Origin of the sequence: Rickettsia endosymbiont of Polydrusus tereticollis, assembly GCF_964026385.1 — a bacterium.
GTDB lineage: Bacteria > Pseudomonadota > Alphaproteobacteria > Rickettsiales > Rickettsiaceae > Rickettsia.
Window position 1 is genome coordinate 1,852,604 of sequence record NZ_OZ032142.1, and the last position, 13,226, is coordinate 1,865,829.

The following is a 13,226-nucleotide window of genomic DNA, read 5'->3' on the forward strand; positions in this document are numbered from 1 at the left end:
TAATATTATAAATTACTCAATTTCTTACTTTAAATCTCACTTCATGCAATATCCGGGCTAACCATTTATGCGGTGTAATAAACCGCCAACTATTATCGAGCCTTTGAGCTATTTTATTTGGATGATTTGCAAATTCTTCGGTAGCATTTTGACCGATTATATATAACTGCCCCGATCTTGGGGAGTCAGGCGGCGAAGTTATATAAACCTCGTGAATTACCGAATTTACTAGTACATCAAGCATATTTAATGCTTCATTATGGGTAATTTCCTTCTGTGCCTGCCCGCTATGGATAAGCGGCAGTTTTAACCGATTTGTATATGTCATATTTTATTCTTGAATAGTTTTATTAAAAGCTTTATTATTAGTACTAATTAAAGTAATTTAGAGATATTAGTATGAGTCACGTAATTTGTGCAGATGTAGTAGCAAGTGTTTCTGAGCTTAAGTCAAACCCTATGGGTACTATACAAAGTGCCGGAGGGAAACCACTTGCTATATTAAACCGCAATCAACCGGTTTTTTATTGTGTTCCTGCTGATTTATATGAAGCAATGACTGAAATGATTGATGATATTGAGTTAGGTAGAATTATAGATGAACGTAAAAACGATAAAGAAATACCGGTAAATATTAATGACCTATGAATTGACCTTTTTAGAAACTGCTAAAAAGGAATGGAGAAAGTTAGCACCAGATATTCAAAAACAGTTTAAAGCAAAATTACAAGAACGTCTTATAAATCCCTGTGTTCCTAAAGATAAACTTAGTACAATGCCAGATTGTTATAAAATTAAACTTCGCACTGTAGGTTATCGTTTAGTTTATAGAGTTATAGATTCAAGGTTAGTAGTACAAGTTATAGCTATAGGGCGTCGTGATCAAAATACTGTTTATAAGCTAGCACATAGTCGTTTATTTTAAAATGATATAGTAGTTCCGTAGCCTCTACCTATTTGAGAAGAAAGCTGGTAGATAGTGGCGGTTAGTTCTTCCGGGGGATTTCTAAAGTCGTTAGTTACTGATGTTACGCAGTATTTATCAAATAGGCATATTTGCCGCCATATTTTTTAATTGCTGAAATGCGATTTGATTAGCTTTTACAAGTAGCTTATATTTTATAGCAAAATGGTTAAGGTGAGTTTTTATTTTAAGTTTTTCCAATTTACAGTAAGCTATTAGTACAGAAAAAATATGGTTACATTGTGAACGAATAACTTTAGTCGGAGACTTTGCCAAACTAGCATTTTGCTTTATTGATTTGTGATATTCTTCGATACGCCACCGTTTTTGATAGAGTTCGTAGAAATATGGAACTTCTAGGCTTAAATCATTGGTAATCAAGTATAATATACCTTGTTTGCCGTTCTCGTTTGTGAAAACTTTTTTGAGTAGTTTGACCGGAAAATCAACTTCTTTAAGCCAAACCGTTAAAGTAGTATTATCTTGCATATTTAATGATTCAATACGTTTAAAGTTTCCTAGCCCGGATATTGCATGAGATATAGGAGACAAAATCCTCGTAAAGCTGTATAATACTGGTATTTCATTAGAATAATACAAAGGATTTTGTCATGACAAATTGTATAGCATATAGTTACCAGTTTTCCAAAGTAAAAAATCGGACAATAGAGATAAATTTCACTGGAGGTGATATTAGTAGCGATGGAGGTGTGTTGTTATTAAGAGAAGCAGATAAAAGGCTTGGTATAACAGAGGAGCTTGCTAAAATATTTCCTGATAGACGAGATGGTAGTAAAATTACCCATAATATGGCAACAATGCTGAGGCAACGAATTTATGGTATTGCATTAGGTTATGAAGATTTAAATGACCACAATTATCTACGAAAATGTCCTGCTATGCAAACAGCTATGGAAACAATTGATGATATGGCAAGTAGTTCTACCTTATGTCGTATAGAAAACAATGCTGATAGACACTTTGCAATTAAAGTGCATGAACTAATGCTTGATAAATTTATTAAGTCTCATAAAATAGTACCAAAGCAGCTAATACTTGATTTTGATGCTACGGATGATGAAATTCATGGGCAACAGGAAGGTAAGTTTTATCATGGTTATTACGGTCATAATTGCTTTTTACCTTTGTATGTTTTTTGTGGAAAGCATCTGTTAGTTAGTTATCTTAGGACGTCAAAGCAGGATCAAGCAAAACATTCTTGGGCAATATTATCATTGTTAGTAAAACGTTTTCGCCAAGCTTGGCCAGAGGTAAAGATTATTTTTCGTGGTGATAGTGGATTTTGTCGTCATCAGATGTTTGATTGGTGTGATATTCATAATATAAAATATATTGTAGGAATGCCCCAAAATAACAGACTAAATGAGTTACTGAAACCTACAATGGAGAAGTCAAAAGCAGCATTTATTATAACCCAAGAAAAGCAACGTCTTTTTAGTGAGTTTCCATATAAGGCTGGTAGTTGGAGTCATGAACGTAGAATAATTGGTAAGGCAGAAATGACAATGCTTGGAGAAAATCCAAGGTATATAGTAACTAATTTATCAGATAAACCTGAAGATTTATACGACAAAGTTTACTGTGGTCGTGGTGATATGGAAAACCGTATAAAAGAGCAACAACTAGAATTATTTGCAGATCGTACTTCTTGTCATAGATGGTGGGCTAATCAGCTCAGAATGATTTTATCGGGTCTTGCATACACTTTAGTAGAATATATCAGAGGTAATTTATTACAAGGTAGTGCATTAGCAAAAGCACAAATAGGTACAATACGTTTAAAATTATTAAAAATTGGGGTAGTAATTATCCGTAATACTAGGCGTATTAAGTTTTTGTTATCTTCATCATATCCTTACCGACAGGTATGGAATCATGTGATGAAGAAATTAGCATTAGAATAACCTAGATTAGCACTGTTCCCGGTGCTTAGAAAAAATGGGGTAAGGGGCATTACATCTAAAATTTGAAAATAACGGCTTCAAAGCACTTTTTGGCAAAATTTTTACAAAAGTATCATTGCTAATATTATAAATTACTCAATTTCTTACTTTAAATCTCACTTCATGCAATATCCGGGCTAATTGCTATTTTAGAATTATTGTCTATGCTTATGTCTAAATTATTATTGTGTGCATTTACATAACTTACCTTTAATACAATCACAAATAAAACAAAGGAGCTTATAATAATAATTTTTAGAGCTAAATATCTTCTCATATTTTCCCATAAAACTTTAAACTAAGCCTTGCTCTTCCAGTATATTATTGATGGCATCTGTAACGCTCATTCCCGCAATCATTCTATCCTCTAAAGCCCTATAATCCCTAGCATTAGTAGAGGTCAGCATTAGAGTAAATGGATCTAACATTAACCTTGCTACTACTCCATGAACACTTGGTCCATAAATTGCTGCTTCACTATAATGCAGTGGATTTGAATGAATTGATTGCAGTAAATTTAACTTCCAATCTTCATCAACAAAACCTGCAAGTTTGGGGTTTGCTCTCATTGCTTTAAAGCTCTCAGGATTTTGCTTGAGAATAACTTTATGTGATGAATTCTCAAAAGCTTTTTCAGCAGCTGATCCTGCTTCCCTAAAGTAATCAGTTAATTGCTGAGTAGCAAGGGTTATTGAGCCATTATATTTTCTTGCTATTCTTCCGGCTTCTTCAATAAATTCTCCAGATCTCTTGCCAGATAGTAATTTCCATGCTTCATCAATCATGATTAGAAAGGGACGCTTCCTATCACCTTTAACCATGCTCTGGTTAATATGAACAATCATGATTTGTACAATTACTGCAAGTAGTGCCTGGTTACTGCGAAGATGATCAGTTTCAATTACTACTATATCTGAGTTTAGTGATAATTGTGCCTTGTTACTGAAAAATTTGCCATATTGCCCATCACGGGTAAATGGAAATAACATATTACCAAGTTCTTGCGAGTAAGACTCTTCTCTTTTTAGCAGCCAATCTGCTATGTCAGTTATCTCAGCTCGTGCTCCTTTTGCTTGCCAAACAGCTATTAAGGCTTTTTGCAGCATTGGTTGCTGCAAATCATTAGTTCCATACTGAGGAGCTGCCATGGTTGCTAGAATCGATGGAAAACTTGCTAGAAAATCTGCTTGTGCTTCAATTGAGTCTTCGCTGCCGCCTGCTGGAATTTCTGAGAATGGATTAATTGATATCGGATTTTTTAAGTCAAACTCTATATAATTACCACCCAATAACAAACAGGTTCTTTTAAATGATCTACCATAATCAAGAACAAATACTCTGCCGCCAGTGCCTAAGACCGATAGCATTAATTCTTGCATAAACACTGATTTACCGGATCCTGGCACTCCTGCTATACAAAGATTAAAATTTTCATTGGGAGCTGCAGATGCAGTATATAAATTTGAGCCAATTAATGCTGAACCAAAGGGCGACCAATACATTATCTGTCCTCTTCTACCAGTAAGCAGCATGCCAGGAGAACTTAAATCCCCTTTCCATTCACCAATGATAGGCAGTAACACCTTACTTTCTGAGGCAATAGTCTTTATGCCTCTACCAAGATTTGATAATGCTACGCCAACTCCCCGAGTCTTTTTATTAAATATGTTATTGAATCTATTAAACTTACCTGCTATAGAATTTGGTATGGCTTCAACTAACTGCATCGGTAAACTAGCAAGCACCACCGCTAAATGATCATATTTACAAGGGACAAAATACCAGCCACTTCGACGAAGTTGCGCGCAAAACTGTGATGCTGCCCCTTTGGCTTTATTCTTCTGATCCCACATAATGACATTTAAGTGGATATTTACTACTCTATCACCGCTTTGCAAGCACGCTACTGCTCCTGCTAAATCTTGTGCTTCTAGTTGCAGATTAGGAAAGAATTTACCCATCCCGGCATTAATATTTCTCTCTAAAGCTTCTCTTTTGGTAATAGCAGATGTTTTAGCCACTAACTGATTTGGTATAATCTGCAAACCAAAATGAATTAAAAAATTTGCTCTAATATATTCATCTCGTCTTAGCTCATTACCTAAAAATAAATCCATGGCTGATAAACGCCACTCAGAAGGTCTTTTTCCTGCCTCTAAGCTTATAAATATTTGATTATCATTAAGACTTACATAATCTTCCTTTTCATATAAAGAAAAATTACCGGGTAAAATCTGCTCAGATAATATTTCATAAGGATTAAGTTCAGGATGTTCTTCTTCCCTCCAACCAAATATTAAACGGACAAATTTTAATAGCAATGTTGCCTCAACATTATAAGTAGTAAGACCAATTGATTTAAATGTATCTTGCAGTACTTCTCTTCTTCGTATCATCTCATTAATATCAATCGTCAGCGTCGGAATAGTTACGGAAATTAATAAAACTACATCTTTGATATTTCCCTCTTTCTTTGCTTTTTGCTCTAAAAATTTTGTTCTTCTACTGCTAAGCTCAGCAAAGATGCTGCCCTTTCTATGTAATTGCCAGTTATCTAGCCCGGATATTGCATGAGATATAGGAGACAAAATCCTCGTAAAGCTGTATAATACTGGTATTTCATTAGAATAATACAAAGGATTTTGTCATGACAAATTGTATAGCATATAGTTACCAGTTTTCCAAAGTAAAAAATCGGACAATAGAGATAAATTTCACTGGAGGTGATATTAGTAGCGATGGAGGTGTGTTGTTATTAAGAGAAGCAGATAAAAGGCTTGGTATAACAGAGGAGCTTGCTAAAATATTTCCTGATAGACGAGATGGTAGTAAAATTACCCATAATATGGCAACAATGCTGAGGCAACGAATTTATGGTATTGCATTAGGTTATGAAGATTTAAATGACCACAATTATCTACGAAAATGTCCTGCTATGCAAACAGCTATGGAAACAATTGATGATATGGCAAGTAGTTCTACCTTATGTCGTATAGAAAACAATGCTGATAGACACTTTGCAATTAAAGTGCATGAACTAATGCTTGATAAATTTATTAAGTCTCATAAAATAGTACCAAAGCAGCTAATACTTGATTTTGATGCTACGGATGATGAAATTCATGGGCAACAGGAAGGTAAGTTTTATCATGGTTATTACGGTCATAATTGCTTTTTACCTTTGTATGTTTTTTGTGGAAAGCATCTGTTAGTTAGTTATCTTAGGACGTCAAAGCAGGATCAAGCAAAACATTCTTGGGCAATATTATCATTGTTAGTAAAACGTTTTCGCCAAGCTTGGCCAGAGGTAAAGATTATTTTTCGTGGTGATAGTGGATTTTGTCGTCATCAGATGTTTGATTGGTGTGATATTCATAATATAAAATATATTGTAGGAATGCCCCAAAATAACAGACTAAATGAGTTACTGAAACCTACAATGGAGAAGTCAAAAGCAGCATTTATTATAACCCAAGAAAAGCAACGTCTTTTTAGTGAGTTTCCATATAAGGCTGGTAGTTGGAGTCATGAACGTAGAATAATTGGTAAGGCAGAAATGACAATGCTTGGAGAAAATCCAAGGTATATAGTAACTAATTTATCAGATAAACCTGAAGATTTATACGACAAAGTTTACTGTGGTCGTGGTGATATGGAAAACCGTATAAAAGAGCAACAACTAGAATTATTTGCAGATCGTACTTCTTGTCATAGATGGTGGGCTAATCAGCTCAGAATGATTTTATCGGGTCTTGCATACACTTTAGTAGAATATATCAGAGGTAATTTATTACAAGGTAGTGCATTAGCAAAAGCACAAATAGGTACAATACGTTTAAAATTATTAAAAATTGGGGTAGTAATTATCCGTAATACTAGGCGTATTAAGTTTTTGTTATCTTCATCATATCCTTACCGACAGGTATGGAATCATGTGATGAAGAAATTAGCATTAGAATAACCTAGATTAGCACTGTTCCCGGTGCTTAGAAAAAATGGGGTAAGGGGCATTACATCTAAAATTTGAAAATAACGGCTTCAAAGCACTTTTTGGCAAAATTTTTACAAAAGTATCATTGCTAATATTATAAATTACTCAATTTCTTACTTTAAATCTCACTTCATGCAATATCCGGGCTAGATATTCTCTTATATGATCAGAGCCAATCATCAATATTTGAAAACTACTTCCTGCCGGTAAATTCTCATCACTTTTAAGAAATTCTGCTATTTCCCCTTGAGCTTGCAAGCTTGTTCCAACCAGCGGCCAGCCAAGCAGGACAAATCCTACTGAAGCCCTATTAAAAAACAAGCTACTCTCCTCATCATATGATTCATAAACAAAATGTTTAGCTAGTCTTTCCCGAGCAAAATCTTTATTAATTCCTAATGTCATTATTATACCTTCCAAAGCATCTAGTAGAGCATCTCGATTTAAAATTAGGCTTATCATTATTATTATTTGGATTAAACATATCAATATCTGCCATTTTATTTACTTCATATAAAGATTTACATTTTAGTCCTTGGGGCAGCGGGCAATCAAAATCGCTTCTATATGGCATCAACTTACAATTAGCAACGCTAAAGCTTAACATTAATAACAACAGCAGATTAATTATTTTATTATTCATTGAAAATTACCCGGATATTGTTGTTCTGACTGCAAATCAATATCTGTCATTTCATAATCATCATTATTCTTAATAAAACGTTCTTGCAATTTAGTTTTTGTATTAGTAAAACTTGTCACTTTATTCCCAGAATAATTTTGATAATTACTATAATTTGTTCTATTGTGCGAATAATCAGTAGTAGTTGGTGGCAGTAATCTATCTACTTTGTTGGATTCTTTATTATCTCTTAAATCAAAACCTTTTCTAAATACTACATCTATTACTCTACCTGAAGCTACAACAATTACTGGACTCATACTTTCTGCTCGTTTAATTGCAAAATCAGCAAGTTTTTCTAAAGCATTACCGGTGCCGGCATAAACACCGGCTTTAAGAGAATCCTGAGCTTTTAAGGCATTTTGTTGCCCGGTAATCGGTGACACCGGAAATATGCTATTTGTTGCCTGGTTCTGAAAAAATTGTGCTATCCCGCCAAGTATGCCGTTAAGTACCGCCATCCTTGCTACATCTGATGATCTATCAACAACTATCCCTTTAATGCCGGGCCTACCATCTTCTCCTATTAACCAGCCTTCTACCGGTTTTTCAATTATCTTGCCGTTACGATTTAATAAAGATACCGTCTCTAACCGGCATTTAGCCCGCTCTGATGAAATATCCCCAGTGCAAGAACCAATTAAAATTGCTTCTTTGATTTGCTCCGTTTTATATCCTTTAGAAAAAATAGCTGTATCAACAAGCCTTACCATTATAGGCTCAGGTGAAGCTGCATTATTAGTGCCGGTTCCAACCACTACTCCGGTAAGCAGCACCCCTCTTGCAAAGCTGCCGGTAGTAATATAATCTTTAACGTCTTTTTTTATCCTTAAGTCAGCTCTTTTTACATAGCCAAGTAATCTTTTTACTGGAGCAGTAGGAGCAGCAGCAATGCTTTGCTCAAGGTTATTATCTAGTAAATCTTCTATTTTTTGATTATTATTAAAATCATTGCCATCATATAATATAGTTTCTTCATGAGGCTTCTCTAATGATTCTAACTTTTGACTAAAATCATCAATTTTAGTTTTAGTTTCTAAATATTTATTCTCTATTAGCTTCTCTAAATGATTCTGCATGTTTTTAACTTCATTTAATATTTCTGCAGTCCATTTTGCCCTTGGATCTATGGCCTTTTCTATTCCGGATATTTCCCTTGATTGTCTATCTTCTTGTAAACCTCGGGAAGTTTTGACCTCATTTTCGGCAAATCCATAAAATACCAAAACCATTATTACGCCTAGGCAAGCTAGAGTTACTAATGGTCTGTTTTTAATTATCTCTATGAGTCCTGATAATCTTTTACTAAATGTAGATGGTAATTTATGATCCTCTACTGTACTTTGTAATTCTTCCTGCTTATTGAACTCTTGATCCATTGCTTTTAATCAATATCCTAATTGTCTAACTGATTTTCATCCCACTAGAGACCCACTCTAAATAAAATCCTAAAATAATACCAATAGCTACAATTGCTCCGGCAAGCCTTAAATTACCTCTAACCACTGCCCAGATTGATGACAAAATTGTTGCCCCTGATATCCCGATAGTTTTAAGTTACCAGTCGAGAGCCCACCAATCCTATCTAATTGCCCCTCTAATGTTTCTCCTAAAGCGATTTCAGGCAGTATTACATTTAGACAAAAAATTAATAATAGTGGCAATAAATTATATATTATCCTTAAATATTGTTTATTATTTTCTTTTTCTATTACATCTTTGTTTTTTACATTCATGATGCTTCTCTTCCTTGTTATTAGTTAACTTTGTTACTTCTTGTTCTAAATCAAACTTAATGAGTCTAATTGGTGCTGGTTTGCTTTTAGTAAAATTCAGCATTAAATCTTGGATCGTGCCATTTTCCCCAATTAGGGTTAAGTAAAGCTTGACTTTATCTTGCTGCGGTAAAATAAATAAACAGCCCGAATCATGCACAACTATTTCTGCAGCTTCCTGCGGATGAATAAAAATATCGTTAATCTTTTCTCCTTCGATATTAATTCTAGTAGGACCGTCTTTAGCTATTTGCAGCTCTAACAAAGAATCAGCATGTAACATATAACCTATAGCGTAAGTATTACTACTAAAGCTTGCAAGCATCATTCCAACAAAAACTACTAATATCTGTAACTCTGACTGCAAACTTTTCATTGCTTATTTGCCTCTTCTTCCTTAATACCTGTAAGTAATAATAAATGATTTGCTCCTCGCTTGTAGGTTAACAAATAAGTTTTATCAGTTGCAACATGCTTATTCTCTCCAAACCAATAACGAAATGTTCCATTAATTAATACTCCATCCGCAATGACTTTTACTTTTTTAGGAAAAAATACCGATGAAATATTAGAACCTTTAACAAAATCTAAATGTTCTTTAAAAAACTTATCTAATTGCTCTGTATTACTAGATACCACCTTCATATCCGCTATTTGCCTCTCTACTCCTTCTGGCGAAGTAGTAAATAATTCTTTCATTACAAAAACTGCCCATTCTTTAAGATAGGTCTCATGATAGCTCTTGGACGATACTATCATTCGACGATCTGGCTCTATTGCCGGAATTAATAACCATTTTTCTTCAGTGCTAACTGTTTTAATCATCCCAAGAAGACTCGTAACTGCAAGCAGCAATGTGATAAACAATAATCTCTGATTATACTTAACTAGCTGCTGAATAGAGCTTTGCTTAAATAAATGATCCATTACTTACCTACCTTTTTCCCAAGCAAATTAGGATAAGAAGTAGGAGCATATAGCCATTTCTTAGCGACTAAATAACTCTTAAGTACAAAATATTCCGATAATTTCTTAAACTTCTTAAATGCATAACAAAGTACAATACCAGCTATAATGCATATCATCCCAAGCTTAGCATGTCCGCTATTTAGTAACACTATCCCAGGTACTATACCAAGTAAGATAACTAACCACTCATCTAAGCTTAAGGCCATATATTTTAGTGGAGTAGAGAGTGACCAATATAATCTTTGATTAGCACAATTATTATTCATATTAATTAAGTGATATTTCCATTAATAGATAAGTTTTGCTAGTCATGACATTAACATCCTAATTTTTACATTGCCAGTGGAGTTTTAAGCCATAACAAAAAAAGCTGTAATTCATCTAAAACTGTGCCTATCTGGAGATGAATTCTATAGCTATATAAATGCATTTGTTGATAATTAGTAGTAAATTTGCTAATATTAATGAAATAAATTATTGGTGAGTTGTGTATGTTTAGAAGTGATGTAGAGTTAAAATTAGAATGTTTAAAACTTGCTATTCAGTCCTGCTGTAGTTATGACGCCGTGGATCTTGCAAAACAATATTATCGTTTCCTTATAGAAAATAGTGAAAATGTGCCGGTTCAATTCCTTTTTAATAATAAAGCTAATTTAAATTAACCATTAATTCTAATTACTTATTTTAGAGTTAGTACGTTTCCAGAATTGTAACTGCTCTAGGGCTTCATCAGACCAAATGACTTTCAACTTTTATTACCTTCTTTTTTCTTCTTTACCTTCAAAAGGTATTCTGTAATATCTTCAGCAGGTACGCCACTATCATAATTCATCCACCACCCATCTTCAGCATTTTCTATTTGTACAATATCTGCTTTAGTAGTTGATAAAATATAATCTTTAATATCATTTATTATATTAGCTTTAAAAAATTCCTGTATCTGTTCTTTAGTAATAGTATTATCTGCATTCTCTATAGCTTCATACCAAATAGAATGTTTATGTGTTAAATGACGTAAATAAGCAACTGAATGTTCACCATAAAAAGAATATACTTTGTGAAGTAATTTTTTTGTTGCTAAGTCATAAATAGCAAAGTCTATTTCTCCGGGCAAAGGAATTACATTATCTCTAAAGCTGCCAAATATTGAGCGTAAAGCCGGTACTACCGGCCCATGTTTCCAAGCCTTGATCTCTTCTTCAAACAACACTTTATCAAATAAAGCAAGATGAATGCCTTGAGCAAAATATATTAATTTCTGCAGCTTTAACTGGGTTATACTATCCCCTGCTTCTCTATCAACTAATACTAAAAAATAATTAGCTACATCAAAACAGCTAAGTACTTTAGCTTTTTCTTTAGTATTCATAATTATAAAATTCTTCATTGTTGTAAAATCTTCAAAAACTCAATAATTCTTAAGAATATAGAAGAAGCAAAAAAGGAATTTCCAAGCTTGTTGCAACAATTGCTTTACTACTTTCCTTTTCTAGCCTTTCTGTTCTTATAGAACTCACTTAATACAGGAGTTATTATAACATGAATATATTAATTAGCATATATTTAAGATTTTATATTTATAATAGTATTTACGGCTCTTTGCATATATTCTCGAGCAGTATCATTGGCAAGTCTAGTATACACTGCTGTTGATCTTGGATCTCTATGATTTAGAAGCTGTCCTATTACATATTGATTTGCTCCGGTCATTGCCATCCAGCTTGGTATTGTTCTCCTTAAATCATGGATCCTTAAATTTTCTATTCCTGCCTTTTTACAAATCCTCTTCCATGCTTTCTTTGGTTCTTGCAGGTGACCACTACTGCTGGTCTCACTTGGAAATACCCACATACTAGTAGATTGCTCTTTCCTGGCTTTTAATATTTCTACTGCCTGATCTATTAAAGGTAAACGGTGAGGATCACCATTTTTAGTTTCTGGAAGATATAATTGTTTATCAGCAAAACTTACCTGTTCCCAACGCATAGTAAGTAAATTATCCTTACGAACTGATGTATACAAAGCTATTAAGAAAAAGTCTTGCATTACCTGGTTTTGCTCGTCTGCTATTGCTGTAAAAAATCGTGGTATTTCTTCCCTAGTTAAATACCTATCTCTAGATTGTTCCTTATGCTTCTTTATTCCAATAACTGGATTTACTGTTAATAATTCCCATTCGATTGCTTTGCTAAATACAGGACTTAATATCTCAAGAAATCTATTAGCTCCATATTTACCAGTTTTAGTTAAGTTATTGAATAAGTCTTGAATATCTGTTTTGTGAATAGTAGATATTTTTCTAGGATATAAATGTTTGGCATATCTATCTACAGAAGCAGCATAATCCCTCCATCTTTTATTATTAATTTTACTATATTCATTAAGGTATTTATCATAAAGCTCCTTAAAGGTCAGTTCTTTTGATAATCTAGCTTTTTCTTCTACAGGATTATATCCTTTGGCGATCTCACCTTTTAATTCAGATGCTTTGGCTCTAGCATCAATAATTGATAGATCAGGGAACACACCTATTTTAATTCTATGATATTTCTTATCAAGTACTGTGCCCAAATAAAATATTTTACTACCACCATATGATACAATTAGCAATAATCCTTTTTCTTTGGTATCTTTATATACATCTCGTTTTGCCTGTGGAGCTTTAATTTCATGTAATGCTTCTTTAGTAAACAATAGTGATTTAACTGACATAAATCCTCCCACAGCTTAATTCATATATAATTAAACTGTAATATGCTTTACTCAGAAAAACAAATCTTATGTTAAATAGGATTATACTTTAAAAAATAATGATTTATCTCGACTATATACAATTTAACAATTAATAGTTGCTATAATTTCTTATCAAATTCAAAAGGTC

Annotated in this window: 14 protein-coding genes and 2 pseudogenes; 4 read left to right on the forward strand and 12 right to left on the reverse strand. The window is 33.4% G+C overall.

From position 1 onward, the window contains the following. Window positions 1–16 precede the first annotated feature (16 nt). Window positions 17–328, reverse strand: coding sequence for a DUF2793 domain-containing protein (locus AAGD48_RS08925; RefSeq protein ID WP_341789745.1), 312 nt, complete (start codon window positions 326–328; stop codon window positions 17–19). A gap of 71 nt (window positions 329–399) precedes the next feature. On the opposite strand from AAGD48_RS08925, the gene AAGD48_RS08930 reads away from it, so the two are divergent. Then, on the forward strand, window positions 400–648 hold the full coding sequence (locus AAGD48_RS08930) for an antitoxin (protein ID WP_341789746.1): 249 nt from the start codon (window positions 400–402) through the stop codon (window positions 646–648). Further along, complete coding sequence (locus AAGD48_RS08935; protein WP_341789747.1) at window positions 638–925, forward strand: type II toxin-antitoxin system RelE/ParE family toxin; 288 nt, start codon at window positions 638–640, stop codon at window positions 923–925. Before AAGD48_RS08930 ends, AAGD48_RS08935 begins: the two co-directional genes overlap by 11 nt. Before the next feature lie 117 nt (window positions 926–1,042). On the opposite strand, the gene AAGD48_RS08940 is transcribed toward AAGD48_RS08935, so the two are convergent. Then, window positions 1,043–1,516, reverse strand: a complete 474-nt coding sequence (locus tag AAGD48_RS08940; protein WP_341789748.1) for a transposase — start codon at window positions 1,514–1,516, stop codon at window positions 1,043–1,045. Window positions 1,517–1,575: 59 nt separating this feature from the next. Here AAGD48_RS08940 and AAGD48_RS08945 point away from each other — a divergent pair, with 59 nt between their 5' ends. Then, entirely contained in the window at window positions 1,576–2,889 is a 1,314-nt protein-coding gene (locus AAGD48_RS08945) for an IS1380 family transposase (protein WP_341789277.1), read from the forward strand. Window positions 2,890–3,221: 332 nt separating this feature from the next. Here the strand turns inward: AAGD48_RS08945 and AAGD48_RS08950 are convergent, their stop codons facing one another. Further along, entirely contained in the window at window positions 3,222–5,516 is a 2,295-nt protein-coding gene (locus AAGD48_RS08950) for an ATP-binding protein (protein WP_341789749.1), read from the reverse strand. Between the two features lie 59 nt (window positions 5,517–5,575). Here AAGD48_RS08950 and AAGD48_RS08955 point away from each other — a divergent pair, with 59 nt between their 5' ends. Continuing rightward, window positions 5,576–6,889, forward strand: a complete 1,314-nt coding sequence (locus AAGD48_RS08955; RefSeq protein ID WP_341789277.1) for an IS1380 family transposase — start codon at window positions 5,576–5,578, stop codon at window positions 6,887–6,889. 177 nt (window positions 6,890–7,066) lie between these two features. Here AAGD48_RS08955 and AAGD48_RS08960 read toward each other — a convergent pair. The 9 genes and pseudogenes from AAGD48_RS08960 to AAGD48_RS09000 all read right to left on the reverse strand — a co-directional run. Next, window positions 7,067–7,324: pseudogene (locus AAGD48_RS08960) on the reverse strand (TraC family protein); the annotation flags it as partial. After that, entirely contained in the window at window positions 7,308–7,562 is a 255-nt protein-coding gene (locus AAGD48_RS08965; RefSeq protein WP_341789750.1) for a conjugal transfer protein TraV, read from the reverse strand. The pseudogene AAGD48_RS08960 and the gene AAGD48_RS08965, both read right to left, overlap by 17 nt. Beyond that, window positions 7,559–8,980 carry a TraB/VirB10 family protein gene (locus AAGD48_RS08970; protein WP_341789751.1) on the reverse strand — a complete coding sequence of 474 codons (1,422 nt, stop codon included), beginning with the start codon at window positions 8,978–8,980 and terminating at the stop codon, window positions 7,559–7,561. Before AAGD48_RS08970 ends, AAGD48_RS08965 begins: the two co-directional genes overlap by 4 nt. A 25-nt stretch (window positions 8,981–9,005) precedes the next feature. Further along, window positions 9,006–9,337, reverse strand: a pseudogene (locus AAGD48_RS08975) (hypothetical protein). Then, on the reverse strand, window positions 9,297–9,752 hold the full coding sequence (locus AAGD48_RS08980; protein ID WP_341789752.1) for a hypothetical protein: 456 nt from the start codon (window positions 9,750–9,752) through the stop codon (window positions 9,297–9,299). The pseudogene AAGD48_RS08975 and the gene AAGD48_RS08980 overlap by 41 nt, the downstream one beginning before the upstream one ends. Continuing rightward, complete coding sequence (locus AAGD48_RS08985) at window positions 9,749–10,303, reverse strand: TraE/TraK family type IV conjugative transfer system protein (RefSeq protein WP_341789753.1); 555 nt, start codon at window positions 10,301–10,303, stop codon at window positions 9,749–9,751. The genes AAGD48_RS08980 and AAGD48_RS08985 overlap by 4 nt, the downstream gene beginning before the upstream one ends. Continuing rightward, on the reverse strand, window positions 10,303–10,611 hold the full coding sequence (locus tag AAGD48_RS08990) for a hypothetical protein (RefSeq protein ID WP_341789754.1): 309 nt from the start codon (window positions 10,609–10,611) through the stop codon (window positions 10,303–10,305). The genes AAGD48_RS08985 and AAGD48_RS08990 overlap by 1 nt, the downstream gene beginning before the upstream one ends. 479 nt (window positions 10,612–11,090) lie before the next feature. Continuing rightward, entirely contained in the window at window positions 11,091–11,732 is a 642-nt protein-coding gene (locus AAGD48_RS08995) for a Panacea domain-containing protein (protein WP_341789755.1), read from the reverse strand. 176 nt (window positions 11,733–11,908) lie between these two features. Continuing rightward, entirely contained in the window at window positions 11,909–13,057 is a 1,149-nt protein-coding gene (locus AAGD48_RS09000; protein ID WP_341789756.1) for a tyrosine-type recombinase/integrase, read from the reverse strand. Window positions 13,058–13,226: the final 169 nt, after the last annotated feature.